Annotated in this window: 22 protein-coding genes; 17 read left to right on the top strand and 5 right to left on the bottom strand. The window is 71.5% G+C overall.

What is annotated here, in order from left to right:
- The first annotated feature begins 76 nt into the window (after positions 1 to 76).
- The 6 genes from shc to ACIOC1_RS20475 are packed head-to-tail and all read left to right on the top strand — an operon-like array spanning position 77 to position 8,435.
- Positions 77 to 2,104: a squalene--hopene cyclase gene (gene shc, locus ACIOC1_RS20500; protein ID WP_391051416.1), complete on the top strand. Its 2,028-nt coding sequence runs from the start codon at positions 77 to 79 to the stop codon at positions 2,102 to 2,104.
- A gap of 3 nt (positions 2,105 to 2,107) precedes the next feature.
- The gene (locus ACIOC1_RS20495) at positions 2,108 to 2,710 is read left to right on the top strand and encodes a 1-hydroxy-2-methyl-2-butenyl 4-diphosphate reductase (RefSeq protein WP_355339469.1); all 603 of its coding nucleotides are present in this window, start codon (positions 2,108 to 2,110) and stop codon (positions 2,708 to 2,710) included.
- A 5-nt stretch (positions 2,711 to 2,715) separates the two neighbouring features.
- A complete protein-coding gene (hpnH, locus tag ACIOC1_RS20490) occupies positions 2,716 to 3,744 on the top strand; it encodes an adenosyl-hopene transferase HpnH (protein WP_355339472.1) in 1,029 nt (342 codons plus the stop codon).
- A gap of 7 nt (positions 3,745 to 3,751) precedes the next feature.
- Positions 3,752 to 4,945 carry a flavodoxin-dependent (E)-4-hydroxy-3-methylbut-2-enyl-diphosphate synthase gene (gene ispG, locus ACIOC1_RS20485; RefSeq protein ID WP_391051419.1) on the top strand — a complete coding sequence of 398 codons (1,194 nt, stop codon included), beginning with the start codon at positions 3,752 to 3,754 and terminating at the stop codon, positions 4,943 to 4,945.
- A 36-nt stretch (positions 4,946 to 4,981) separates the two neighbouring features.
- Positions 4,982 to 6,994, top strand: coding sequence for a 1-deoxy-D-xylulose-5-phosphate synthase (gene dxs, locus ACIOC1_RS20480; protein ID WP_391051421.1), 2,013 nt, complete (start codon positions 4,982 to 4,984; stop codon positions 6,992 to 6,994).
- A complete protein-coding gene (locus ACIOC1_RS20475) occupies positions 6,981 to 8,435 on the top strand; it encodes an aspartate aminotransferase family protein (protein WP_355342852.1) in 1,455 nt (484 codons plus the stop codon). The genes dxs and ACIOC1_RS20475 overlap by 14 nt, the downstream gene beginning before the upstream one ends.
- A 60-nt stretch (positions 8,436 to 8,495) precedes the next feature.
- On the opposite strand, the gene ACIOC1_RS20470 is transcribed toward ACIOC1_RS20475, so the two are convergent.
- Positions 8,496 to 9,353: a tyrosine-protein phosphatase gene (locus tag ACIOC1_RS20470; protein WP_391051424.1), complete on the bottom strand. Its 858-nt coding sequence runs from the start codon at positions 9,351 to 9,353 to the stop codon at positions 8,496 to 8,498.
- A gap of 214 nt (positions 9,354 to 9,567) precedes the next feature.
- On the opposite strand from ACIOC1_RS20470, the gene ACIOC1_RS20465 reads away from it, so the two are divergent.
- Positions 9,568 to 10,359: a GDSL-type esterase/lipase family protein gene (locus ACIOC1_RS20465; RefSeq protein WP_391051426.1), complete on the top strand. Its 792-nt coding sequence runs from the start codon at positions 9,568 to 9,570 to the stop codon at positions 10,357 to 10,359.
- Here ACIOC1_RS20465 and ACIOC1_RS20460 read toward each other — a convergent pair whose 3' ends face one another.
- Positions 10,360 to 10,821: an ATP-binding protein gene (locus tag ACIOC1_RS20460; protein ID WP_355342846.1), complete on the bottom strand. Its 462-nt coding sequence runs from the start codon at positions 10,819 to 10,821 to the stop codon at positions 10,360 to 10,362.
- Between the two features lie 178 nt (positions 10,822 to 10,999).
- Here ACIOC1_RS20460 and ACIOC1_RS20455 point away from each other — a divergent pair, with 178 nt between their 5' ends.
- The 5 genes from ACIOC1_RS20455 (at position 11,000) to ACIOC1_RS20435 (ending at position 14,117) form a co-directional block, all read left to right on the top strand.
- A complete protein-coding gene (locus ACIOC1_RS20455) occupies positions 11,000 to 11,824 on the top strand; it encodes a helix-turn-helix transcriptional regulator (protein ID WP_355342885.1) in 825 nt (274 codons plus the stop codon).
- Between the two features lie 105 nt (positions 11,825 to 11,929).
- Complete coding sequence (locus ACIOC1_RS20450; protein WP_355342882.1) at positions 11,930 to 12,145, top strand: DUF397 domain-containing protein; 216 nt, start codon at positions 11,930 to 11,932, stop codon at positions 12,143 to 12,145.
- A gap of 121 nt (positions 12,146 to 12,266) precedes the next feature.
- The gene (locus tag ACIOC1_RS20445) at positions 12,267 to 13,073 is read left to right on the top strand and encodes an SAM-dependent methyltransferase (protein WP_391163745.1); all 807 of its coding nucleotides are present in this window, start codon (positions 12,267 to 12,269) and stop codon (positions 13,071 to 13,073) included.
- 61 nt (positions 13,074 to 13,134) lie between these two features.
- The gene (locus tag ACIOC1_RS20440) at positions 13,135 to 13,923 is read left to right on the top strand and encodes a helix-turn-helix domain-containing protein (RefSeq protein ID WP_401855863.1); all 789 of its coding nucleotides are present in this window, start codon (positions 13,135 to 13,137) and stop codon (positions 13,921 to 13,923) included.
- A complete protein-coding gene (locus ACIOC1_RS20435) occupies positions 13,920 to 14,117 on the top strand; it encodes a DUF6126 family protein (RefSeq protein WP_355342840.1) in 198 nt (65 codons plus the stop codon). Before ACIOC1_RS20440 ends, ACIOC1_RS20435 begins: the two co-directional genes overlap by 4 nt.
- Positions 14,118 to 14,193: 76 nt before the next feature.
- On the opposite strand, the gene ACIOC1_RS20430 is transcribed toward ACIOC1_RS20435, so the two are convergent.
- The gene (locus ACIOC1_RS20430) at positions 14,194 to 15,228 is read right to left on the bottom strand and encodes a saccharopine dehydrogenase family protein (protein WP_401855859.1); all 1,035 of its coding nucleotides are present in this window, start codon (positions 15,226 to 15,228) and stop codon (positions 14,194 to 14,196) included.
- A gap of 102 nt (positions 15,229 to 15,330) precedes the next feature.
- Between ACIOC1_RS20430 and ACIOC1_RS20425 the strand changes: the two genes are divergently transcribed.
- The 4 genes from ACIOC1_RS20425 (at position 15,331) to ACIOC1_RS20410 (ending at position 20,383) form a co-directional block, all read left to right on the top strand.
- Positions 15,331 to 15,591: a DUF5302 domain-containing protein gene (locus tag ACIOC1_RS20425; protein WP_355342836.1), complete on the top strand. Its 261-nt coding sequence runs from the start codon at positions 15,331 to 15,333 to the stop codon at positions 15,589 to 15,591.
- A gap of 188 nt (positions 15,592 to 15,779) precedes the next feature.
- Positions 15,780 to 17,798 carry a M3 family metallopeptidase gene (locus ACIOC1_RS20420; RefSeq protein ID WP_401855856.1) on the top strand — a complete coding sequence of 673 codons (2,019 nt, stop codon included), beginning with the start codon at positions 15,780 to 15,782 and terminating at the stop codon, positions 17,796 to 17,798.
- 67 nt (positions 17,799 to 17,865) lie between these two features.
- Complete coding sequence (locus tag ACIOC1_RS20415) at positions 17,866 to 18,831, top strand: GNAT family N-acetyltransferase (RefSeq protein WP_401855854.1); 966 nt, start codon at positions 17,866 to 17,868, stop codon at positions 18,829 to 18,831.
- Between the two features lie 190 nt (positions 18,832 to 19,021).
- Complete coding sequence (locus tag ACIOC1_RS20410; protein ID WP_391051438.1) at positions 19,022 to 20,383, top strand: MBL fold metallo-hydrolase; 1,362 nt, start codon at positions 19,022 to 19,024, stop codon at positions 20,381 to 20,383.
- On the opposite strand, the gene ACIOC1_RS20405 is transcribed toward ACIOC1_RS20410, so the two are convergent.
- Together ACIOC1_RS20405 and ACIOC1_RS20400 are read right to left on the bottom strand one after the other, a co-directional pair.
- On the bottom strand, positions 20,359 to 20,979 hold the full coding sequence (locus tag ACIOC1_RS20405; protein WP_401855852.1) for a GNAT family N-acetyltransferase: 621 nt from the start codon (positions 20,977 to 20,979) through the stop codon (positions 20,359 to 20,361). The genes ACIOC1_RS20410 and ACIOC1_RS20405 overlap by 25 nt on opposite strands.
- Positions 20,976 to 23,966, bottom strand: coding sequence for a glycoside hydrolase family 2 TIM barrel-domain containing protein (locus ACIOC1_RS20400; protein WP_401855850.1), 2,991 nt, complete (start codon positions 23,964 to 23,966; stop codon positions 20,976 to 20,978). The genes ACIOC1_RS20405 and ACIOC1_RS20400 overlap by 4 nt, the downstream gene beginning before the upstream one ends.
- A 356-nt stretch (positions 23,967 to 24,322) precedes the next feature.
- On the opposite strand from ACIOC1_RS20400, the gene ACIOC1_RS20395 reads away from it, so the two are divergent.
- A complete protein-coding gene (locus tag ACIOC1_RS20395; RefSeq protein ID WP_401855848.1) occupies positions 24,323 to 25,078 on the top strand; it encodes a hypothetical protein in 756 nt (251 codons plus the stop codon).
- The last annotated feature ends 49 nt before the right edge of the window (positions 25,079 to 25,127 follow it).

Here is a 25,127-nt window from a genome sequence, read left to right as displayed (position 1 = left end):
CGTCGCCGGTCCCTCTTATGTGACGGCCGACGGCCGCCCCAACACCGCAGATAGTCTCAACTGCAAAGGGGAAGCCATGACAGCGACGACCGATGGCAGTCCAGGGACGCCAACCCACCGGACACCTTCGGCCAGCAGCACCTCGGAGCCGGACCCTGTTCCAGCCGACGGCACCGAGGCGGCGGCGCAGCGTGCCGTGCAGCGCGCCGCAGACCACCTTCTGGCACGGCAGCACCCCGACGGATGGTGGAAGGGCGACCTCGAAACGAACGTGACGATGGACGCCGAGGATCTGTTGCTCCGACAGTTCCTGGGTATCCAGGACGAGCAGACCACCGCGGCCTCCGCCCGGTGGATCCGCTCGCAGCAGCGTGAGGACGGCGCCTGGCCCACCTTTCACGGCGGGCCGGGCGACGTGTCGGCCACCATCGAGGCGTATGTCGCGCTGCGACTCGCCGGGGACTCCCCGGACGAGGCGCACATGGCACTCGCCGCCAAGTGGTCGCGCGGCGAAGGGGGAGTGGCGGCCAGCCGGGTCTTCACCCGCATCTGGCTGGCCCTGTTCGGCTGGTGGAGCTGGGACGACCTCCCGGAACTGCCGCCCGAGATCATCTACCTGCCCAAGTGGATGCCGCTGAACATCTACTCGTTCGGCTGCTGGGCGCGGCAGACCATCGTGCCGCTCACCGTCGTCGGAGCCCACCGCCCGGTCCGCCCGGCGCCGTTCGGCATCGACGAGCTGCACATCAACCCCAAACAGCCCAACCCCAAGCGGCGCAGAGCCTCCATCAGGACCTGGGACGGCGTCTTCGAGCGGCTCGACCAGGTGCTGCACGTCTACCGCCGCTTCAGCCCGCGCATGGTGCGGCGCAGCGCCATGCACGCCTGTGCCCGCTGGATCATCGAGCGTCAGGAGGCCGACGGCTGCTGGGGAGGAATCCAGCCACCCGCCGTCTACTCCGTGATCGCCCTGCACCTGCTGGGCTACGAGCTCGACCACCCGGTGGTCAAGGCCGGTCTCGACTCGCTGGATCGTTTCGCCGTATGGCCGGAAGAGGGCGTCCGGATGATCGAGGCGTGCCAGTCCCCGGTCTGGGACACCTGCCTCGCCGCCATCGCGCTCGCCGACGCGGGCGTCCCCGCGGACGACCCGGCGCTGGTCAAGTCGGCCGAATGGATGCTCGGCGAGCAGATCACCCGGCCGGGTGACTGGTCCGTGCAGCGGCCCCAGCTCGCCCCGGGCGGCTGGGCGTTCGAATTCCACAACGACATCTACCCCGACATCGACGACACCGCCGAGGTCGTCCTCGCCCTGCGCAGGATCGACCACCCGGACCGGGCGCGCGTCGACTCCGCGGTGGAGAAGGCCGTGCGCTGGAACGTCGGGATGCAGTCGCGGAACGGCGCGTGGGGCGCCTTCGACGCCGACAACACCAGCCGGTTCCCGAACCGGCTGCCCTTCTGCGACTTCGGCGAGGTCATCGACCCGCCGTCGGCCGACGTCACGGCGCACGTGGTGGAGATGCTCGCCGCGCTCGGTCTCGAGCACGACGAGCACGCCCGCCGCGGCATCGAGTGGCTGCTGGCGGAACAGGAGGACAACGGCGCCTGGTTCGGCCGTTGGGGGGTCAATTACATCTACGGCACGGGGTCCGCCGTCCCCGCGCTGGCCTCGGCCGGTCTGCCGTCGAGCCACCCGGCGATCCGCAAGGCGGTGAGCTGGCTGGAATCGGTGCAGAACAACGACGGTGGCTGGGGCGAGGACCTGCGCTCCTACTCCGACCGGGAATGGGTGGGCCGCGGTGCCTCCACCGCCTCGCAGACCGCGTGGGCCCTGATGGCGCTGCTGGCGGCGGGCGAACGGGACGGTGACGCGGTCGCGCGCGGGGTGCGCTGGCTGACCGACACCCAGCTCCCCGACGGGTCGTGGGACGAGCCGTACTTCACCGGTACGGGCTTCCCTCGCGACTTCTCGATCAACTACCACCTCTACCGCATGGTCTTCCCGCTGACCGCCCTCGGGCGATACGTACGCGACGAGCCGTTCGGTACCGCGGGTGCCCCGGCCGTCACCGCCGGAACCGCCGCTGGAAAGGGGGCCTAGTTCGTGGGCCATACAGGACCGCCGCTGCTGGTGGTGTGCGCCCTGCGCATCGAGAAGGTCGCGCTGCGCAGGGGAGCGGCCCGGAACGCCGCCGAAAGGGTCACCGTGCTCAGGACCGGCATGGGACCCACGGCCGCCGACCGGGTGGTCCGTGAGGCCCTGCACCAACCGGAGCTGCGCGGCTCGGCCGTCCTCACCACGGGCTTCTGTGCCGGGCTCGCGCCCGGCATGCGCCCCGGTGATGTCGTGGTCGCCGAGGACGGCCACGAGAGCGAGGCGCTCGCCGCCGCGCTCAAGGCGGCCGGTCACACCGTGCACACCGGCCCCCTCGCAGAATCCGACCATGTCGTGCGGGGCGCCGAGCGCACCGCACTGGCGGCGACCGGTGCCATCGCCGTGGACATGGAATCGGCCGCGATGCGACGCGCCGCGCTCGCCGAAGGCGCGCGCCACATCGCGGCGGCCCGAGTCGTCGTCGACACGCCCGAGTTCGAACTCGTACGTGTCGGAACGCTTCGCACCGGGATCATCGCATTCCGGGTGCTCAGAGATCTTGTTCCTGCCTTTCTTGATTGGCACCGCACTACCGTGCTCCCCTGGAGGTGAGCTAGATGGCTATGCCGCTCCGTCAGACCATCCGTGTCGCGTCGTACCTCTTCGAACAGAAAATGGTCAGGCGCCGCGAAAAGTTCCCGCTCATCGTCGAGCTCGAACCGCTCTTCGCCTGCAACCTCAAATGTGAGGGCTGCGGCAAGATCCAGCACCCCGCCAACGTGCTGAAGCAGCGCATGCCGGTGGCCCAGGCCGTCGGCGCGGTGCTGGAGTCGGGCGCGCCGATGGTGTCCATCGCGGGTGGTGAGCCGCTGATGCACCCCCAGATCGACGAGATCGTCCGGCAACTCGTCGCGAAGAAGAAGTACGTCTTCCTCTGCACCAATGCCCTTCTGCTGCGCAAGAAAATCGAGAAGTTCACACCTTCTCCTTACTTTGCCTTTACCGTTCACATTGACGGTATGCGCGAGCGGCACGACGAGTCCGTGGCCAAGGAAGGCACCTTCGACGAGGCCGTGGCCGCGATCAAGGAAGCCCAGCGCCGCGGTTTCCGGGTCACCACGAACTCGACTTTCTTCAACACCGACACGCCGCAGACGATCATCGAGGTGATGAACTACCTCAATGACGATCTGAAGGTCGAGGAGATGATGCTGTCTCCCGCGTACGCCTACGAGAAGGCGCCCGACCAGGACCACTTCCTGGGCGTGACGCAGACCCGTGAGCTGTTCAAGAAGGCGTTCGACGACGGCAACCGGCGCAAGTGGCGGCTCAACCACAGCCCGCTCTTCCTGGACTTCCTGGAGGGCAAGGCGGACTTCCCCTGCACCGCGTGGGCGATCCCCAACTACTCGCTCTTCGGCTGGCAGCGCCCCTGCTACCTGATGGCCGACGGGTACGTGGCCACGTACCAGAAGCTCCTGGACGAGACGGACTGGGACAAGTACGGCCGGGGCAAGGACGACCGGTGCGACAACTGCATGGCGCACTGCGGTTACGAGCCCACGGCCGTCATGGCCACCATGGGCTCCCTGAAGGAGTCCATCCGCGCCGCCCGTGAGACGGTCGCCTCCAACAGGGCGAAGTGACCTGACGATGACAGCAGTCGAGCCGGTCGCGCTCGGCCTGCCCTCCCTGCCGGCCCGGCCTCTGGCGACGCGTCGTGTTTCGCGTCGTATCCAGGTCGGGTCGGTCCCGGTGGGCGGGGACGCGCCTGTTTCCGTCCAGTCGATGACGACGACCCGTACTTCTGACATCGGTGCCACTCTTCAGCAGATCGCTGAGCTGACGGCTTCGGGCTGTCAGATCGTGCGGGTGGCGTGTCCGACGCAGGATGACGCCGACGCGTTGGCGACGATCGCGAAGAAGTCGCAGATTCCGGTGATCGCGGACATTCATTTTCAGCCGAAGTACGTGTTCGCGGCGATCGATGCCGGGTGTGCGGCGGTTCGGGTGAATCCGGGGAACATCAAGCAGTTCGACGACAAGGTGAAGGAGATCGCGCGGGCGGCTTCGGACGCGGGGACGCCGATCCGGATCGGTGTGAACGCGGGGTCGCTGGACGCGCGGCTGCTGAGGAAGTACGGGAAGGCGACGCCTGAGGCGCTGGTGGAGTCCGCGCTGTGGGAGGCGTCGCTGTTCGAGGAGCACGGTTTCCGGGACATCAAGATCTCGGTGAAGCACAACGACCCGGTGGTGATGGTCAACGCGTACCGGCTGCTGGCGGCGCAGTCGGACTATCCGCTGCACCTGGGTGTGACGGAGGCGGGTCCGGCGTTCCAGGGGACGATCAAGTCCGCTGTGGCGTTCGGTGCGCTGCTGTCGGAGGGTATCGGGGACACGATCCGGGTGTCGTTGTCGGCTCCTCCGGCGGAGGAGGTCAAGGTCGGGATTCAGATTCTGGAGTCGTTGAATCTGCGGCAGCGGCGGCTGGAGATCGTGTCGTGTCCGTCGTGCGGGCGTGCGCAGGTGGATGTGTACAAGCTGGCGGATCAGGTGTCGGCGGGTCTTGACGGTATGGAGGTTCCGCTGCGGGTCGCGGTGATGGGCTGTGTCGTCAACGGTCCGGGTGAGGCCCGTGAGGCCGACCTCGGTGTGGCGTCGGGCAATGGCAAGGGTCAGATCTTCGTCAAGGGTGAGGTCATCAAGACCGTGCCGGAGTCGAAGATCGTCGAGACGCTGATCGAAGAGGCGATGAAACTCGCCGAGCAGATGGAGGCCGACGGCACCACGTCGGGTGAACCCTCCGTGACCGTCGGCGGCCAAGCCGTCGCGGGAACGGTCGGCTGAACATAGCAATCCCGGCAGGGGGAACGAGGTCCACTTATGTCGATGCTGGAGAACATCCGAAGCCCGCGCGACCTGAAGGCACTGCCCGAAGGCCGGCTCGACGAACTGGCCGCCGACATCCGGCAGTTCCTGGTCCAGGCCGTGGCCAGGACCGGCGGCCACCTGGGACCGAATCTGGGGGTGGTGGAGCTGACGATCGCGCTCCACCGCGTCTTCGACTCGCCCGCCGACCGGATCCTGTGGGACACCGGCCACCAGTCCTACGTCCACAAACTGCTCACCGGCCGCCAGGACTTCTCCAAACTGCGCAGCAAGGGCGGCCTGTCCGGCTACCCCTGTCGCGCCGAGTCCGAGCACGACGTGATCGAGAACAGCCACGCCTCCACCGTCCTCGGCTGGGCCGACGGCCTCGCCAAGGCCAACCAGGTCAAGGGCGGCGACGACCATGTGGTCGCCGTCATCGGCGACGGCGCGCTCACCGGCGGCATGGCCTGGGAGGCGCTGAACAACATCGCCGCGGGCCGGGACCGCCCGCTGATCATCGTCGTCAACGACAACGAGCGGTCGTACGCCCCGACCATCGGCGGTCTGGCCAACCACCTCACCACGCTGCGCACCACCGACGGCTACGAACGCTTCCTGTCCTGGGGCAAGAGCGTCCTCCAGCAGACCCCGGTCATCGGGCAGCCGCTCTACGAGTCGCTGCACGGCGCGAAGAAGGGCTTCAAGGACTCCTTCGCCCCGCAGGGCATGTTCGAGGACCTGGGCCTGAAGTACGTCGGCCCGATCGACGGCCACGACATCGCCGCCGTCGAGACCGCGCTGCGCCGCGCCAAGCGGTTCAGCGGCCCGGTGCTGGTGCACTGCCTCACCGAGAAGGGCCGCGGCTACCCGGCCGCCGAGCAGGACGAGGCGGACCGCTTCCACACCGTCGGCGCGATCAACCCGCTCACCGGCCGCCCGCTCGCCCCGGTCGGCGGCCCGTCGTGGACCTCCGTCTTCGGCAAGGAGATGGTCCGGGTCGGCGCCGAGCGGCCCGACGTCGTGGCGATCACCGCGGCCATGCTGCAACCGGTCGGACTCGAAGCCTTCGCGAAGGCGTACCCGCACCGGGTCTACGACGTCGGCATCGCCGAACAGCACGCCGCGACCTCGGCCGCGGGCCTGGCCACCGGCGGACTGCACCCGGTGGTCGCGGTCTACGCGACCTTCCTCAACCGCGCCTTCGACCAGGTCCTGATGGACGTGGCGCTGCACAAGTGCGGAGTCACCTTCGTCCTGGACCGGGCCGGGGTGACCGGGGTCGACGGCGCCTCGCACAACGGCATGTGGGACATGTCGATCCTCCAGGTCGTGCCGGGGCTGCGGATCGCCGCGCCGCGCGACGCCGACCAACTGCGGGCCCAACTGCGCGAAGCCCTCGACGTGGACGACGCGCCCACCGTGATCCGCTTTCCGAAGGAGACCGTCGGCGAGCCGCTGCCCGCCGTCGACCGGGTCGGCGGCATGGACGTGCTGCACCGGCCGTCCGAGGGCGAGACGTCCGATGTGCTGCTGGTCTCGGTCGGCGCGCTCGGCGCCACCTGCCTGTCGGTCGCGGAACTGCTGGCCGGCCGAGGTATCGGCGTCACCGTCGTCGACCCGCGCTGGGTCAAGCCGGTCGACCCGGCGCTGCCCGAACTGGCCGCGCGCCACCGCATGGTGGCCGTCGTGGAGGACAACGGCCGCGCGGGCGGCGTCGGTTCGACCGTCGCGCAGGCGCTCCGCGACGCGGGCGTGGACGTGCCGCTGCGCGACTTCGGCATCCCGCAGCAGTTCCTCGCGCACGCCAAGCGCGCCGAGGTGCTGGCCGACATCGGACTGACCCCCGCCGAGATCGCGGGCCGGATCGGCGCGGCCCTGACCCGTATCGACACCCGTACCGACACCCGGAACGGCGGCGCGCGTACGGTGACGGTCGGGGAACCGGCCGGGGCCGCGGACGACACCGCGCGGGAGGCCGTACCCATTCACGTACGCAAGGAGCAGGTGAGCGATGACATCGTCTGAGAGCAGCGTGGGCGAAGGGCCCGCCCCGCAGGCCGGCGGCGGCGAAGTGCCCGGCCCGGCCAAGGGGTTCGACCTGGCGACGCTGCTCGCCGAGCGCGGCGGCGAGCGCTACGACCTGCACGCCAAGCACCTGAACCACCAGCTTCCGCGGATGCTGCACACCATCGGCTTCGACAAGGTCTACGAGCGGGCCGAGGGCGCGCATTTCTGGGACGCCGACGGCAACGACTACCTGGACATGCTCGCCGGATTCGGCGTGATGGGCGTCGGACGCCACCACCCGGTGGTCCGCAAGGCGCTGCACGACGTGCTCGACGCGGGGCTCGCGGACCTGACCCGCTTCGACTGCCAGCCGCTGCCCGGCCTGCTCGCCGAGAAGCTGCTCGCCCACTCGCCGCACCTGGACCGGGTGTTCTTCGGCAACAGCGGCACCGAGGCCGTCGAGACCGCGCTGAAATTCGCCCGGTACGCCACCGGCAAGACGCGCGTCCTGTACTGCAAGCACTCCTTCCACGGGCTGACCACCGGGTCGCTGTCCGTCAACGGCGAGGCCGGATTCCAGGACGGCTTCGCACCGCTGCTGCCCGACACCCCGATCGAGGTGGGCGATCTCGAAGCGCTCGCACGGGAGTTGAAGCGCGGCGACGTGGCCGCGATGATCATCGAGCCGATCCAGGGCCACGGCGTCTACATCCCGCCGCCCGGATACCTGCGCGCCGCCCAGGAGTTGCTGCACAAGCACAAGGCGCTGCTCATCTGCGACGAGGTGCAGACCGGCATCGGCCGCACCGGCACCTTCTACGCCTACCAGCAGGAGGAGGGCGTCGAGCCCGACCTGCTGACCGTCGCCAAGACGCTCTCCGGCGGATACGTGCCGGTCGGCGCCACGCTCGGCAAGGACTGGATCTTCAAGAAGGTCTACTCCTCCATGGACCGGGTCCTGGTGCACTCCGCCAGCTTCGGGTCCAACGCCCAGGCGATGGCGGCGGGACTGGCCACGCTGTCGGTGGTGGAGGACGAGCGGCTGGTCGAGAACTCCCGGCTGATGGGCGACCTGCTGCGCACCCGGCTGGCCGCGCTCACCGACCAGTACGAGTTCCTGAAGGACGTCCGCGGTCGCGGCCTGATGGTCGGCATCGAATTCGGCCGCCCCAAGTCGCTCGGCCTGCGCAGCCGTTGGACGATGCTCCAGGCCGCCCGCAAGGGGCTCTTCGCGCAGATGGTCGTGGTGCCGCTGCTCCAGCGGCACCACATCCTCACCCAGGTCTCCGGCGACCACGTCGAGGTCATCAAGCTGATCCCGCCGCTGGTCGTGAACGAGGCGGACGTCGACCGCTTCGTGACGGCCTTCACCGCCGTCATGGACGACGCGCACGGTGGGGGCGGCCTGATGTGGGACTTCGGCCGCACGCTGGTCAAGCAGGCGGTCGCCAACCGCTGAGGCGCACCGCCGGGACACGGACGGGGGCCCGTACGCCGCGCGTACGGGCCCCCGGGGGTCTCAGTCCGTCAGCAGCACGTCCCGCAGCCGCTCGCGCCGCTCCTTCGTCAGGCCCAGGCCCTCCTCCAGATAGCGGTCGACCGAGCCCCACTCCTCGTCGATGGTCTCGAAGGCGGCCCGCAGGTACTCCGCCCGCGCCTCGAAGAGCGGGTCGAGCAGCGCCATCACCGCCGGGTCGATCTCGGAGCCGGTGCTGCCGTCGCCGCGGCGCACCCGGTAGCGGCGGTGCGGCGCGTTGCTCTCCAGGTAGTCCGCCTCGATGGCGGCGCGCTCGACGCCCAGCGCCAGCAGGATGATCGCGATCGACGTACCCGCGCGGTCCTTGCCCGCGGCGCAGTGCAGCAGCGCGGGGACGGCCGGGTCGGCGGGCTCGGTGAGCAGTTCGAGCATCCGGGCGTGCTCCGCGGTGCGCTCGCGGATCAACGTGCGGTAGGACTGCGCCATCCGCTCCGCGGCGCGCCCCTCGCCCAGCACCTCCTCCAGCGCGGCCAGGTCGCCGTTGCGGACGGTGTGCCAGAAACCGGCGTTGTTGTTGTTCGCCGGGTCGCTGAGCGGGAGGTTCACATTGACGGTGCCCGGCAGGTCGACGTCCGGGCCCTCGACGCGGATGTCGTCCCGGTTGCGGAAGTCGAAGATCGTGTGCAGGCCGAGCCCGGTGAGGAACGCGATGGCGTCGGCGTCGGCGTGCGCGAGGTGACCGCTGCGGAACAGCACGCCCGGCCGTACCCGGCGCCCGTCCGTCGTGGGCAGACCCCCGACGTCCCGGAAATTCCGCACACCGGTCAGTTCGGGCTCTGACAGCGCCTCGGCTATCGGCTCGGATCCGGTCGGGTCGGTCCGCGGCAATTCCTGCGTCACCGGTGATCCTCCTACCTCTCATACGTCGCGACCTGGGGCACTGCCGACGATACGGCAGCGCGGAACACCACGTACCGAACGGTATGTGTCCGGTGCGCCGTCATCAGGCGGCCTATTCCTTCCTGGCGGCTTTGACCTGGTGGGATGAATCACGTCGCGTCAACCCCTCCTTACGGTCGCGTAAGTCACACCCGGAGGAGAAAGATGGTCCGACGTGGCTGACGATTCGCAAACAGACGACAACGGTGCGATCGGGTCGTACACCGCGGTGGGGGACAGCTTCACCGAAGGCGTCGGCGACCCCGGTCCTGACGGTATGTACGTGGGCTGGGCCGACCGCCTGGCCGTACTCCTCGCCGACCGGCGCGAGGAACACACCTTCCGCTACGCCAATCTCGCGGTCCGCGGCCGGCTGCTCGACCAGATCGTGGCCGCGCAGGTGCCGCGCGCCAAGGAACTCGCTCCCGACCTGGTGACCTTCTGCGCCGGGGGCAACGACATCCTGCGCCCCGGCGGTGACCCCGACGCCATCGCCGAGCGCTTCGAGGCCGCCGTCGCCGATCTCAGCGGCGCCGTCGGCACGGTGCTGGTCTGTACGGGCTTCGACACCCGCGACGTACCCGTGCTGCGGCACCTGCGCGGCAAGATCGCCACGTACACCGCGCATGTCAGGTCCATCGCCGACCGCTACGACTGTCCGGTGCTCGACCTGTGGTCGCTGCGTTCGGTGCAGGACCGCAGGGCCTGGAGCGACGACCGGCTCCACCTGTCGCCCGAGGGGCACACCAGGGTCGCGCTGCGCGCCGCGCAGGTGCTCGGCCTCGACGTGCCCGCCGACCCCGACCAAGCGTGGCCGCCGCTGTCCCAGCGGCCGGCCTCCGCGGTGCGCAAGGACAACATCCAGTGGGCCAGGGAGTATCTGGTGCCGTGGATCGGACGGCGGCTGCGCGGGGAGTCCTCCGGCGACGACGTCGAGCCGAAGCGGCCCGATCTGCTGCCGCTGTAGCTAACACGAGGGCGCGGGGTGTACGGCCAGTTCGGCCCACACCACGCGCCCTGTCCCGTCTTCCGCGGGTTCCGATCCCCAGGCCGTCGCCAGCACGCTCACCAGGAGCAGTCCGCGACCGCCCTCCTCGTCCGCGCCCGCGTCGCACGGTTCGGGCCTGCTGGAGCCCCGGCCCTGGTCGGTCACTTCCAGCCGTATCACCGCGCCGCGCTGGTGCACGACGCAGGTGATCTTCTCGCTGTCGGTGTGCCGCACCGCGTTGGTGAACAGTTCGGTCACCACCAGGCTCGCGTCGTCCACCAGTTCGGGGCACACGTTCCACTCGCTCAGCCGGTCGCGTATCCGGCCCCGGGCGTCGGCCACCGAAGCGCTCTGCGCGGGCAGCCGAAAGACGTCGTGGCGGCCACAGCCGCCACCGGTGTCATGGCGCTCGCGTCGGAGAGCGTTGGGTGAAGGAACCACTCCGTAACTATGGGGCTCGTGCCGGACACATGGCAAGGTCCGTTCTGTAATTTGCAAATTCAACAGAACACGCTGTCGCTGACGCTGACGACATGCCACACTGCTTATCAGTCAAGGGAGTTGGGGGTTGAGCCACGTGATGGACCCGCGGCCGGGCGGCGCTCCGACCGTCCTGCGCATGGTGCTCGGCAAGCGACTCCAGGACCTCCGCGAGCGGGCCGGGCTCAGCTTCGAACAGGCCGGGCAGGCCCTCGATGTCACCCACGCCACGATCCGGCGGATGGAAAAGGCCGAAGTCGGGCTGAAGATCCCCTATGTCGAAAAACTCCTGATCACCTACGGAATCACCACTCCCGAGGAGATCGGCGGCTTCCTGGCCCTGGCCCGCGAGGCCAACCGGCCCGGCTGGTGGCACAGCTTCCGCGACGTCCTGCCGGACTGGTTCAGCGCCTTCGTCAGCCTGGAGGGCGAGGCCACCGTCATCCGCGCCTACGAGCCGCACTACGTGCCCGGCCTGCTCCAGACCCCCGCGTACGCGCGCGCCGTACTGCGCGCGGGGATGCCGCACGCGGCGGCCGAGGAGATAGACCGCCTGGTCGAACTGCGCGTCGAGCGCCAGACGCTGGTCCGCAAGCACGAGGCCCCGCTGCTGTGGGTCGTCATGGACGAGACCGTGCTGCGCCGCCCCATCGGCGGCCGGCGGGTGATGCGCGAGCAGATCGACGCCCTCGCCGAGGCGACCGAGCTGCCGAACGTGCGCCTCCAGGTCATCCCGTTCGCCTCCGGCCCGCACCCCGCCATGTACGGGCCCTTCCACATCTTCCGGTTCCAGCTCCAGGAGATCCCGGACATCGCCTACGCGGAGAGCCTGGTGGGCGGCGTCTACTTCGACGAGCGGGACGACGTGTCCACCTTCCTGGAGGCACTCGACCGGATGTGCGCGCAGGCCGCGCCGGCACAGAGCACCAAGGCCATCCTCGATGGCATGCGCAAGGAGATCTGAACCATGGATCGCGTCAGCAACGACGGCGTGTACGGGTACGGCGACATCTACGACACCGTGCACGACGCCGCCCACGGCAGACATCACGACGGCATCTACAACGGAATGCCCGCCACCGAACTCGGTCCCGACGGGTGGCGCAAACCCTGGAGCGGCGGCAACGGCGGCTCCTGCGTGGAAGCGAAACGGCTGAACGACGGACGGGTGGCGCTGCGCCAGTCGACCGACCCCGACGGTCCGGCGCTGATCTACACCAATCACGAGATCACCACCTTCATCCAGGGCGCCAAGGCAGGCGAAGCGGATTTCCTCCTCGGATGAGCACCACGCACGAAGGACCGCGTGTCACCCACGCGCGAAGCGCCGCGTACGACGCGGGACGCACCACGTATGACGCACAGAGCACAGCGGCACAGCAGAAGCGAAGGAAGCGGAGGACGGCGTGACCGACCAGGGATTCCCCGTCGACGAGATAGACACCAGCAAACCGCATCCGGCCCGTATGTACGACTACTTCCTCGGTGGTTGGGACAACTACGAGGTGGACCGGGAAGCCGCTCAGCGTGTCCTCGACGTCGCCCCGGACGTGGTCCTGGGCGCCCGCGCCAACCGCGCGTTCCTGAGCAGAGCCGTCCGCCACCTGGTGGAGGGCGGAATCCGGCAGATCATCGACATCGGCACCGGCATACCCACCTCGCCGAACACCCACGAGGTCGCGCACTCGGTCTCGCCCGACGTCCGGATCGCCTACATCGACAACGACCCGATCGTGGCCACCCACGCCGGGGCGCGGCTGATCGGCACCGGCAACACCGGCTTCTTCCTCGGGGACATGCGCGATCCGCGCACGATCCTGGAGCACCCCACCATCAGCGAGCTGATCGACTTCGACGAGCCGGTCGCGCTGCTGCTGGTGTCGGTGCTGCACTTCGTCACCGACGCCGAGGACCCGGCAGGCATGCTCGGCACGCTGCGCGAGGCGCTGCCGGCCGGCAGCTACCTGGTGCTCTCGCACGCCACCGCGGACTTCCACACCGACGTGGCGCCCGAGGTGATGGAGGTCTACAAGAAGGCCACCGCCTCGCTGACCGCCCGCAGCCACGCCGACGTGCTCGCCTTCTTCGACGGGTACGACCTGATCGAGCCCGGTCTGGTCCAGGTCCCGCTCTGGCACCCGGAGGGCCCGGAGCTCAAGCCCGCCGAGCTGCGCAAGATCGGGGTCTACGGGGGCATCGGCCGCAAGCGCTGATCACCGCGGTTTTTTGCCTCTGAGGTAACTCGTTTGCCTGAGAGGCAAGCCGTGCTGTTCCATGGAAGGCATGGACGCCACCCACGGCACGGACATCCTCGACTCCGTGGACAGTGCGCCACCCCCGGGTGCGCTGTCCACGGACCATCTCGTCCTCGCGCCCCGCCTGCGGGACCGGCGACGCGCCAGCGGCCTCACCCTGGAGACCGCCGCCCGACGGCTTGAGCTGTCCGCGGCCCATCTGTCCCGGCTGGAGTCCGGCCTGCGCCAGCCCTCGCTGCCAGTCCTGCTCGGCCTGGCCCGGCTCTACGGCACCACCGTCTCCGACCTGCTGGGCGAGACGGAGGCCGAGCCGGATCCCATCGTACGCGGCGACCGTATGACGGCCGTGCCCGCGGGCGGCTGGACGTACTGGCGGGCGGGCGGCACCGGCCGCGCGATGCAGGCGCTGCGCGTGCACATACCCTCGGGCGCCCAGCGCGCGCTCGTCCGCGTCCACCCCGGCGAGGAGTGGCTGTACGTGACCGGGGGCACGCTGCTGCTCAGCCTCGGCGACCGCGGCCACACCCTGGGTGCGGGGGACTCCGCGCACTTCGACTCGCTGGTGCCGCACCGGCTGGAGGCGGCGGACGCCGGGGGAGTGGACCTGCTGTTCGTCCACACCCTCATGCAGAGCGAGACCTCCGCCCTGTGCGTCAGCCCGCAGGACGCCGCCGCGGGCCCCGCGCCCGCCGACGCCCCGCGCACCGGTACCGGCCGCGCCGACCCCACGCGCGGCACCCACCAGGACCGTACGGATCAGCCCCGCGCACGCGCCCGGGGCGACGAGACCAGAGGAGCCCGGCGATGAGCGGCCAGAACCCGGCACCCGCCCCGACCCCCGAGCAGGTGCCCCCGCCCCGCTCGCTGGTGGTCGGCACCACCAACGGCAGCGAGAAGCGCAAGGAACGCGGCGTCGTCCTGCGCGTCCTGGTCTACGTCGTGGTCGCCCACGCGCTGGCCTTCTTCATCTGGCTGCTGTTCCTGGTCGGCAACCGCGGCTGAGCGGCCCCTGTGGGGCGGGACCGCCCGCCGCGTCAGCACACCGCGCCGCGTCAGGACACCGCGCCCGGCGGCGCGCTCAGCCCAGCGCCTCCACCGTGACCGTCACCCCGTCCAGCGTGCCCGCGTAGTCCGCGCCCAGCGCCAGCGACGGCGTCTGGAAGCCGGTCGGCAGCCCCGGCAGCCGCCCGACGATCCGCAGCACGGAATCGGCCGTCATACCGTACGGGCCGGGGCCGGTGAGGGTCGCGGTCACCGTGTTGCCCGCCGCGTCGCGGGCACGGCCCCACACCTCGCTGCGGCTCCCGCTCAGGGCGCGCTCGCCGGGACCGCGCACCAGCTTGCCGACCACACCCGCCAGCGCCCCGCGCAGCGGCCCGACCCGCAGCAGCCTGCTCGCGGCGAGCGCGGGCGTCGGCACGGGCACATAGGTGTACGTGGTCACGTCGGGAATGCCCGTCGAGTAGTAGGCGGTGCTGACATCGCCCCACGGGATCGACACGACCTTGCGGGTGCCGGAAGGGAAGGCGGCCTGCACCTGTCGGGAGCCGACCGGCACCGTACGGATCTCGCCGCCGGTACGGATCCTGCCGCCCACGCCCATCCCTTCGAGCGCGGTCCGCGCGGTACCGGGACTCGCCCCGCCGCCGATCAGGAAGGCGAGGTCGAGCTGGGTCGCGTCCGGCAGCCGGGCGGCGAGCAGCGCGGCGACGCAGTCGGTCGGCACCACGTCGAAGCCCGCGCCGGGCAGCAGGGTGATCCCGGCCTTCTCCGCGCGCGCGTCGAGCGCGTGCAGCGACTCGAAGACATCGATCTCACCGGTGATGTCCACGTAGTGGGTACCGGAGTCGAGACAGGCGGTCGCCATCGGCAGCGCGGTGCGCGCGAAGGGGCCCGCGCAGTGCGCCACCGTCTCCACGCCGTCCAGTCCATGGCGTATCGCGACCGGGTCACCGAGACCGAACACCCGGTGTTCCAGGCCCAGTTCGGCGGCCAGCGGCACCAGTTTCGCGGCGTTGCGACCGGCCAGCACAGGGCGCTGTCCCAGTGCTGCGGCGCGGCGGGCGATCAAGCGGCCGGTGTAGCCGGTGGCGCCGTACAACAGCCAGGTCATCAGTCTGATCCTCCCCGGAAGTGGTGAACGGAACCGTACACGCGCCGTGTGCCCCGGCGATATCGGGTGGGCCGACGCCGTCCGGCATGCGACTCTGGTGGCATGACCGACCAAGAGCAGGAGGCCACCGTGGCCGCTGAAGCAGCACCGCAGGACGCCGCGGCGGAACCGGAGACCGATTCGGACGCCGAGGCGCAGGCGCCGGACGAGGACGAGGTGAAGCGGAAGTTCCGCGAGGCACTGGAGCGCAAGCAGAGCGCGCGCAAGGGATCCGCCTCGGGCGGCAACAACCAGTCCAAGATCCATGGCGCGCACGGCAAGGCCGGAGGACAGCGGGAATTCCGTCGCAAGAGTGGCGGCTGACACCGGGACCGTAGCCGCACGGCACCGCAGTCCCACCGTCGTACCGGCAGCACATCACCGTCCCACCGCCGTACCGGCATCACATCGGCGCCCGCACAGGTCAGTGACCTGTGCGGGCGCTTTTCACGATCCGCGCGAGCGCTCGTCACGGCCTGACGGCGGGCAGGGCGCCGCGTAGGGTCGACGGGGTGACGACGAATCCGTTCCTCAGCCCGAGTCCGCTGCCGTACGAGCTGCCGCCGTTCGCCGACATCAGGGACGAGCACTACCTGCCCGCCTTCGAGCAGGGCCTGGCGGAGCACCTCGCGGAGGTCGAGGCCATCGCGGCCGACCCGGAGCCCGCGACCTTCGAGAACACCCTCGTCGCGCTGGAGCGTTCGGGCGCGCTGCTCGCCCGGGTGAGCGCCGCCTTCTTCAACCAGGCGTCCGCGCACATCACCCCCGCCGTGCAGGAGACCGAGTCACGGATCAGCCCGCTGCTCGCCGCGCACAACGACGCCGTCCGCCTCAACCCCGGCCTCTACGCCCGGATCACGTCGCTGTACGACACCCGCGACTCCCTCGGCCTCGACGCCGAGTCGCTGCGCCTGCTGGAGCGCTACCGCACCGCCTTCCAGCGCTCCGGCGCGGAGCTTGACGCGGACGGCCAGCGACGGCTGCGCGAGCTGAACGCCGAGATCGCCGCCGCCTCCACCGCCTTCGGCCAGAACATCGTCGCCGCCAGCAAGGCCGCCGCCCTCGTCCTCGACGACCCCGCCCAGCTCTCCGGCCTGTCCGCGGGCGCGATCGCCGCCGCGGCCGAGAACGGCACCGCGCTCGGCCACGACGGCTCCTACGTACTGAGCCTGCGCAACTTCTCGAACCAGCTCGAACTCGGCTCGCTGGACGACCGCGACGTGCGCCGCCGCCTGCTCACCGCGTCCCTGAATCGCGCCCAGGACACCAACGGCCCGCTCGCCGTCACCATCGCCACCCTGCGGGCCGAACGCGCCGCGCTGCTCGGCTACCCCAGCCACGCCGCGTACGTCGTCGCCGACCGCACCGCGGGCACCCCGCAGGCCGTCACCGACCTGCTCGACCGCCTGGTGCCGCCCGCTCTGGCCAACGCCGAGCGCGAGGCGGACGCCCTCGCGGAACTGGCGGGCGGGCCCGTCGAGGCGTGGGACTGGTCGTACTACGCGGAGAAGGTCCGCAAGGAGCGCCACGACATCGACGAGGCCGCGCTGCGCCCGTACTTCGCGCTCGACAAGGTGCTGCACGACGGGGTCTTCCACGCCGCCCACGAGGTCTACGGCATCACCGTCACCGAACGCCCCGACCTGGTCGGCTACCACCCCGACGTCCGGGTCTTCGAGGTCTTCGACGCCGACGGCAGCCCCCTCGGCCTCTTCCTCGGCGACTTCTTCGCCCGCGCGTCCAAGCGCGGCGGGGCCTGGATGAATTCCCTGGTCAGCCAGTCGGAACTGCTGGGCAAGCGACCGGTGGTGGTCAACAACCACAACATCGCCAAGCCCGCGGCGGGCGAGCCCGCGCTGCTGACGTTCAGTCAGGTCGACACGCTCTTCCACGAGTTCGGGCACGCGCTGCACGGCCTGTTCTCCGCCGTCCGCTACCCGTACTTCTCCGGCACCAGCGTGCCGAGCGACTTCGTCGAATACCCCTCCCAGGTCAACGAGATGTGGTCGTTGTGGCCCTCGGTCCTGGAGCGCTACGCCGTCCACCACGAGACGGGCGAGCCGATGCCCGCCGACGTCGTCCAACGCATGCGGGACGCCGCCCGGTTCGGACAGGGCTTCACCACCGTCGAGTACCTCGCCGCCGCCCTGCTCGACTGGGCCTGGCACACCCTGCCCGCGGGCACCGACCCCGGCGACGCGCTGGCGTTCGAGGCGGCGGCGCTCAAGAAGGCGGGACTGGCCCACCCCGCGATCCCGCCGCGCTACCGGACGACGTACTTCCAGCACGTCTTCGCCAGCCAGTACAGCGCGGGCTACTACTCCTACATCTGGAGCGAGGTCCTGGACGCCGACACCGTCACCTGGTTCGAGGACAACGGCGGCCTGCGCCGCGCCAACGGCGACACCTTCCGCCGCGCGCTGCTCTCCAGGGGCGGCAGCGTCGACCCGATGGCGGCCTTCGCCGCCTTCCGCGGCCGGCCGCCGCGCACCGAGCCGCTGCTGGAGCGCCGGGGGCTGCTGACGCCGTGACCGCCCCGCGCGGCCGACGCCGGAAAACGGGGTGCGCGCGGCCCGGGCGCGGGGCCACCATGGGCCGATGAGCTGGACGATCACCGCGGACCTGACCGCGTTCGAGACCGAGGCGGGACCGTTCCTGCGGGAGCGCCCTGTGGAGAATTCGGTGCCGATCACCGTCACCGCCGCGCTGCGCCGCCGCGGGCTCGACGCGTACGGCGGGCAGCCGCCGCTGTTCGGCTGGTGGCGCCCCGAACCCGGCGCAGCGGTCGCCGCGGCCTTCCTCCGTACGCCGCCGCATCCGCCGCTGCTGACCGGCGGCCCGCCGTCCGCGGCCGGTGAGCTGGCCGAGGTCTGGCCCGGCGAGGCCCCTGGCGGGGTGCGCGGCGAGCGCGAGAGCGCCGAGGCGTTCGGCGCGGCCTGGGCCGCGAGGACCGGCGCCGAGGTCACGGTCGAGCGCGCCATGCGGCTCTACCGGCTCTGGGACCTCACCCCGCGCAGGCCCGCGCCGCCCGGCCGCGCCAGGGTCGCGGGCCCCGCCGACCGCGAGCTGCTGCTGCGCTGGCACCGCGCCTTCACCGTCGACATCGGCGAGCCGCCCGTGGACGACGAGCGGGCCATGGACGACGCCATCGCGCTCGGCGGACGCACCTTGTGGGAGCGGGACGGCGAGCCCGTCGCGATGGCCGGGAGGGCCGCCGACGCGGCGGACCCGTCGGGCACCGTCCGGGTGGTCGCCGTCTACACCCCGCCCGCGCACCGGGGCCACGGGTACGCGGGCGGCGCCACCGCGGCCGTCTCGCGCGCCGCGCTCGACGCGGGCGCCCGCGATGTCGTGCTCTTCGCCGACCTCGCCAATCCGGTCAGCAACGCGCTGTACCGGCATCTGGGGTTCCGGCCGGTCCGCGACCACGTGTCGCTGGCCTTCGGTGACGGGGATCGGGACGGGGACGGGGACGTGTCGGGCGGCGGGGCCTTGGCCGGCGGCGGGGACGTGTCGGGCGGCGGGGCCTTGTCCGGCGGCGGGAGCGGCGAACCGGGGGAGTGACGCGAAACGGCCGTCGCGGCGGCCGGGCCACCGTAAGCGGATATGACGGCAGATGTGACACCGGGGACGGGGGAGAACCGGTGAAGGCGGCCCGGCCCGGGGCCTCGGCGCCCCGGCGGGCGCGGCGGACCGCCGCATAATGGGTGGTGGCGGGACCCCGCCGCTCGTCGTCATCTGCTCTGGAGGACCCGTGACCGGCGCCGGCCGACAGCCGTCCCGCCTCGTGAAGATGCGCCCCCCGTCGTTCGGCGCGGACCCCACGGGCGCCCGGCTGGAACGCATCCTTTCCTCACCGAATTACGCGGACGGCGCCTTCGTCAACCCCGTCGGCGCCCGCAGCGTCCCCAGCGGCAGCATGTTCAAGGCGCTTCCGGCCAGTTTCCGCAAGGAGGCCAGGCAGCCGCGCAAGCCCGCGGGGCCGGTGCCCCTGCACCCCACCACGCTCGCCGACATCGCGCGCCCGCCCGCCTCCGGGCTGCGGCTGACCTGGATGGGCCACTCCACGGTGCTCGCCGAGATCGGCGGCAGGCGCGTGCTGTTCGACCCGGTGTGGGGCGAGCGCTGTTCGCCCTTCGCCTTCGCGGGCCCCAAGCGCGTGCACCCCGCGCCGGTCCCGCTGGAGTCGCTGACCGGCCTGGACGCGGTCGTCATCTCGCACGACCACTACGACCACCTGGACATGCCCTCCATCGTCGCGCTGGTCCGCAGCGACGCCGTCTTCGCGGTGCCGCTGGGCGTCGGCGCGCACCTGGAGCACTGGGGCGTACCGCCCGAGCGGCTGCGCGAGCTGGACTGGAACGAGTCCACGGAGATCGCGGGGCTCACCCTGACCGCCACCCCGGCCCGGCACTTCTGCGGACGCGGCCTGCGCGGTCGCCAGCAGACCCTGTGGGCGTCCTGGGCCGTCACCGACGGCACCCACCGCATCTACCACAGCGGCGACACCGGCTACTTCCCCGGCTTCGCGGACATCGGCGCGCAGCACGGCCCGTTCGACGCCACGATGATCCAGATCGGTGCCTACAGCGAGTACTGGCCCGACATCCACATGACCCCGGCCGAGGGGCTGCTGGCGCACAGCGACCTGTCGGGCGGCACGCCCGCGGGCACGATGCTGCCGATCCACTGGGCCACCTTCAACCTGGCCATGCACTCCTGGGCGGTGCCCGCCGAGGGCAGCGTCGCCGCCGCGCGCGAGACCGGGGCGAAGATCGCCACCCCGCGGCCCGGCGCGCCCTTCGAGCCCGCCGACGAACAGCCCGAGGACTGGTGGTGGCGGGCCGTCGCCATGCCGCCCGCGGGCGGCTGGCCCGAGCGGCCGGAGCACGCGGAGGGGACCGAGCGGATCAACGCACCGGACGGGTCGGAGACCGCCGAGGCTCCCGAGGCCGCCGGAAGCGTGGACGGGGACGCGGCGGCCGAGTCCGGCTCCGGGTCCGAGTCCGCTTCCGGCTCCGGTTCTGGCTCCGCTTCCGGGTCCGCTTCCGGCTCCGATTCCGAGGACGCCGGTCGTACGGACAGCGGCGACTACGAGGTGGCGCGGCCCAAGTAGGTCAGCTCCCCGGCGTCCGGCACCGCGATCTCGTGGAAGCCGAGCCGGTCGTAGAAGGCCCGCGCGGGAGCGTTGGCGGTGAGCATCCCCAGATGCACCGCCGATACGCCCCTGGCGGCCAGGGCGCCGAGGAACGCCTCCATCAACGCCCGCCCGTGGCCGCCGCGTTGGAAGTCCGGCAGCACATCGATGTGCAGATGCGCCGGATACGCGGCCAACTCCGGCTGCCGCGCCATCCGTTCCGGGTGGTGCAGCAGCACGGCCATCGCCTCGCTCGGCGTCCCCGGCTCCCCGGCCGGCTCGGGGAAGCGGTCCGCGACCGTCGGCAGCCACTCGTCGCGGAAGCGCTCGACGAAGGCCGCCGTGTCACCGGTGCCCAGCACGTAACCGACCGCCCGGCCGCACCCGTCGTCCAGCACGAAGGCCGCCTCCGGCTCCAGCACGGCGTACGGCGCCGCGAAGATCGCCCCCAGCAGCTCGTGGTCCCGCTCCGGATACCGCGCGCTCGCGTCCCCGCCCGCGTCAGCCGTGCGCAGGCAGATGTCGTACAGCGCGGGCAGGTCCTCCGGCCTGAACGGGCGTATCGCGGTGGTCACTCGGTCTCCAGAAGCGGGAGGTCCGCGGGCTCCTCGGGGTCCGCGGCGGCGGGCAGGCTCATGAAGGTGAACGCGAAGGCGGCGGGCGCCGCGCGCAGTTGGTGCCGGGGGAGTACGTCGGGGCCGCAGGCCGCGCTGCCCATGCCGTGCAGCGCGTGGTCGAGGTGCACCCACAGCACCTCGGAACGCGTCAACTCGTGGGTGTGCGTGGCCCGGTCGAGTTCCCCGGTGCTCCACGGACGGGCGGTGAACCAGAACGGCGGCTCGCCCTCCACGTGCAGCCCGGTGCCGTCCGCGCGGCGCAGCCGCGCCCACCGCACGTCCGCGCGTGCGCCGTTCTCCTGGGGGCGTACGTACGGCGTCTGGAGCCCGTCCACGGTGCCGGTGTACCGGCCGATCCGGGACGCGGCGCGCGTGTCGGGGTACGCCTCGCCGGGCCCGCCGCCGTACCACTCGACGCGGTCCAGGGTCTGGCACAGCCCGAGCCGTACCCCGAGCCGGGGGAGCGGCAGCGTCCAGTCGCCCTCGGGCGTGACCTCGACGCCCAGGCGCAGCCGGTCCCCGGTGGCCGTCCAGGTGTAGACGGTACGCAGCGCCAGGTCGGAGGAGGCCGGGGCGACCCGGGTGGTGACGGTGAGCGCGTCACCGCCGACGGCCACGGAGACGATCCGGTGCCGCATCCGGTCGAGGCCCAACTCCCGCCACAGCCGATCCAGTTGACCCTCGGGATTCCAGTCCGCGCCGCGGTCGTTGTCGGTCGGGGCACGCCACACGTCCAGCACGGGTCCGGTGACCGCCGCGCCCTCCAGATAGCGCAGCGTGCCGTCCGCCGCGTCGAAGACGCCGGGGCCCAGCACGATCAGACCGCCCTCGGCGAGCCGCGGGGAGTGCGGATCGCCGACGCGCGCGGTGGCCGCGTCCGCCGGCGCGGGGGCCGCGAACTGCGTCCACGCCACCTCGTGACCCGACGGCGCCCACGCGGTGTCCTCGGCGAGCACCGCCCGCACCGTCCACCACCCCTCGCCGCGGCCCACCGTCCGCGCCGCCCGCGGCAGTTCGAGCACCGCGCTCTGCCCGGGGCCGAGCGACGGCACCTCGAACCGGCCCGCGCCGCTCCGCGCGCCCGCCACCTCGTACGACCAGCGGAACGCCAGATACGACAGGTCGGTGAAGTCGTGCAGATTGGTCACCGTGACCGTGCCGCGCTCCGCGTCGCCCTCGATCCTCACCGGTTCGACGACCTTCTTGTACTCGGTCAGCCCCGGTGACGGCGTGCGGTCGGGGAAGACCAGCCCGTCGCAGACGAAATTCCCGTCGTGCATCTCCTCGCCGAAGTCGCCCCCGTAGGCGAAGTACGACGTCCCGTCCGCGGTGCGCTGCCGCAGCCCGTGGTCGATCCACTCCCAGACGAAACCGCCCTGGCAGCGCTCGTACGCCTCGAACAGCCGCTGGTACTCACTGAGCCCGCCGGGCCCGTTGCCCATCGCGTGCGCGTACTCGCAGAGAATGAGGGGCAGTTCGCGCCGGTGCTTGTCCAACTCCGCGTCCTCCAGCGGCGGTTCCTCACGGCGGCCGATCAGCTCGGTCTCGGCGTGGTTGGCGTACATCCGGGAGTAGACGTCGGTGTCGGCGCAGGTGAGGTCGCCCTCGTAGTGGATCGGCCGGGCCGGGTCACGGCGCCTGATCCAGTCCGCCATCGCGGAGAGCCCGGCGCCCGTGCCGCACTCGTTGCCCAGCGACCACATCACCACCGACGGATGGTTCTTGTCCCGCTCCACCATCCGCGCGGCCCGGTCCAGCAGCGCGGGCGTCCACCGCTCGTCGGCGACCGGGTTGCCGCGCCAGCCGACCACCTCGAAACCGTGCGTCTCCAGATCGCACTCGTCCATCACCCACATTCCCAGCTCGTCGCACAGGTCGAGGAAGGCCGGATGCGGCGGATAGTGGCTGGTGCGGACCGCGTTGATGTTGTGACGCTTCATCAGCAGCAGGTCGCGGCGCATCGTCTCGCCGTCCACCACCCGGCCGTGGTCGGGGTCGAACTCGTGCCGGTTCACCCCGCGCAGCAGAATCCGGCGGCCGTTGACCTTCAGCACACCGCCCTCCACCGCGACGGTCCTGAAGCCGATCCGCAGCGGTATCCGCTCGCCCTCGGTCGCCAACTCCGCGTCGTACAGACGCGGTACCTCCGCCGACCACGGCTCCACCGGCACCGTCACCTCCTCACCGGTCGCCAGGTCGAGCCCCAACTCCGGTACGGTCACCGTCCCGCCCGGCTCGCAGTCCACCCGCAGCGTGCCCGTGCCGCTCGCGTGGTCGTAGCCGCAGTGCACGAAGAAGTCGGTCACCGCGCCCTCGGGCCGCTCGATCAGCGTCACATCGCGGAAGATGCCGGGCAGCCACCACTGGTCCTGGTCCTCCAAGTAGCTGCCGGACGACCACTGGTGGACCCGGACCGCCAGCACATTGCCGCGCGGGCGCAGCAGTTCGCCGACCTCGAACTCCACCGGCAGCCTGCTGCCCTTGAAGGTCCCCAGCTCCTGCCCGTTCAGCCACACCCGCGCGCACGAGTCGACGCCGTCGAAACGCACCACCGCCGCGCCGCCCGGCCAGTCGTCCGGCAGGTCGAAGGCGCGCAGATGGTCACCGGTCGGATTCTCCGTCGGCACGTGCGGCGGGTCGACCGGGAACGGGAAACGGACGTCGGTGTACGCGGGCCGCCCGTACTCGTGCTCATGGGTGTGCCCCTGGAGCGGCCAGTGCGACGGCACCGTCACCGCGCCCCAGCGCGTCGCGTCGAACCCCGGCTGGGCGAAGGAGTCGTCCTCCGCGTCCGCCGTCGCCGACAGCCGGAAGCGCCAGGCGCCGCCGAGATTCACCCGCCGCGCGTCCGACACCGCCCACCACGCGCGCGGCGCGAGCGCGCCGGTGCCGGGCGACACATCCTCGTAGTACGGAACTACCCCGGACTGTGACGCGTCGCGCATCGTGCTGCTCCTCATGAGGATGCTGGTGGTGTGCCCGCTGTATCGCATGCGGCTGTACGGGTATGGGGCGGTATCGGGCTGTACGGCCGCCAGGCTCCGCGGCCCCCAACGGCGTTGGGACATGCCGGTGGCCTGGTCGGTCACGGATGATTCTCCTGAGATGAGGGCCCGCGTGGCTAGGGCCTGTCCGGGGGAGCGGGTCGGCTCCGCGCCGGGCGCGGCGGTGACGTACTGCCCTCCGCCGTAAGGGAGCTGGCGGTACCTGCCGATTTGACCGGCGTACGGCGGCGCTGGGAGCATGCCCGCCCGGGGCGCGGGGGGCGGACCCGTGGTGCGGACGAGGGGGGCGCTTCACCATGACGGACTTCACGACCGTTCACGTCGCGGCGGCGAATGCCGGGACCGGCCGGGGGCCGGCCGCGGCGGCCGAGCCGATCAGCGGGCTCAACGGCGGCTCCGCGCTCGTCCTCATCTCGGTGGTGGTCGTGGCCGTCGCAGCGGTCGCGGTGATACCGCTGATCATGGATGTGCGGCGGGCCACGGCCTGGCGCCAGCAGATCACCGACCGGCTGCTCGAGGACGCGGCCCGCGACCACGAGGTACGCGACCTGCTGCGCGACCTCCGCGAGCCGCGCGGCGTCCGCGGTCTGACCCGCAGCGTCATCGCCGTCCTCATCCTCGCGCTCGTCGCCTTCGCGCTGGCCGTCGCGATGCTGTCGTCGGGCGCCGACTCCGGCGACCTCCGCAAGACCATCGTCACCTCGCTGATGACCGTCCTCGCCACCGTCTCCGGCTTCTACTTCGGCTCGCTCGGCGCGCAGAACAGCGCGGAGGACGCGCGGCGGCAGGTGGGGCGGTCTTCGGCGGCCCCGCCGAAGCCGGGCGCCTCCGGCGGGGGTGCCGCCGGGGGGAGCGGCAAGGGGGCGGTGCCGCCCGCGCCGGGGCCGGGCGCGCCTGGTGGTCCGGGCGCTGTCGGGGCTCCTGGCGGTCCGGCTGCTCCGGCGGGTGCTGGCGCTTTCGAGGGCGGGCCCGCCGCCGCGCAGCCGACGCACTCGGCGGGCGTACCGCGGCAGGGGGCCGTACCGGCGCCGGAGGGCGGGCACGGGGCCTGAGGGGTTCTCGCCGAGTCGACTCTAGGCCGGGAGCCGGGAGCCGGGAGCC

The sequence above is a fragment of the Streptomyces sp. NPDC088197 genome (assembly GCF_044741185.1).
Taxonomy (GTDB): Bacteria; Actinomycetota; Actinomycetes; order Streptomycetales; family Streptomycetaceae; genus Actinacidiphila.
Note: the sequence above shows the minus strand (reverse complement) of the source record. Positions and strands in the feature narration are given on the sequence as shown.

Bases quoted from the DNA above. Each gene is read 5' to 3' on its own strand.
- shc (WP_391051416.1), top strand. From the start codon at position 77: ATGACAGCGACGACCGATGGCAGTCCAGGGACGCCAACCCACCGGACA.
- hpnH (WP_355339472.1), top strand. From the start codon at position 2,716: ATGGCTATGCCGCTCCGTCAGACCATCCGTGTCGCGTCGTACCTCTTC.
- ispG (WP_391051419.1), top strand. From the start codon at position 3,752: ATGACAGCAGTCGAGCCGGTCGCGCTCGGCCTGCCCTCCCTGCCGGCC.
- dxs (WP_391051421.1), top strand. From the start codon at position 4,982: ATGTCGATGCTGGAGAACATCCGAAGCCCGCGCGACCTGAAGGCACTG.
- ACIOC1_RS20475 (WP_355342852.1), top strand. From the start codon at position 6,981: ATGACATCGTCTGAGAGCAGCGTGGGCGAAGGGCCCGCCCCGCAGGCC.
- ACIOC1_RS20455 (WP_355342885.1), top strand. From the start codon at position 11,000: ATGGTGCTCGGCAAGCGACTCCAGGACCTCCGCGAGCGGGCCGGGCTC.
- ACIOC1_RS20450 (WP_355342882.1), top strand. From the start codon at position 11,930: ATGCCCGCCACCGAACTCGGTCCCGACGGGTGGCGCAAACCCTGGAGC.
- ACIOC1_RS20440 (WP_401855863.1), top strand. From the start codon at position 13,135: ATGGAAGGCATGGACGCCACCCACGGCACGGACATCCTCGACTCCGTG.
- ACIOC1_RS20435 (WP_355342840.1), top strand. From the start codon at position 13,920: ATGAGCGGCCAGAACCCGGCACCCGCCCCGACCCCCGAGCAGGTGCCC.
- ACIOC1_RS20430 (WP_401855859.1), bottom strand. From the start codon at position 15,228: ATGACCTGGCTGTTGTACGGCGCCACCGGCTACACCGGCCGCTTGATC.
- ACIOC1_RS20425 (WP_355342836.1), top strand. From the start codon at position 15,331: ATGACCGACCAAGAGCAGGAGGCCACCGTGGCCGCTGAAGCAGCACCG.
- ACIOC1_RS20415 (WP_401855854.1), top strand. From the start codon at position 17,866: ATGAGCTGGACGATCACCGCGGACCTGACCGCGTTCGAGACCGAGGCG.
- ACIOC1_RS20400 (WP_401855850.1), bottom strand. From the start codon at position 23,966: ATGCGCGACGCGTCACAGTCCGGGGTAGTTCCGTACTACGAGGATGTG.
- ACIOC1_RS20395 (WP_401855848.1), top strand. From the start codon at position 24,323: ATGACGGACTTCACGACCGTTCACGTCGCGGCGGCGAATGCCGGGACC.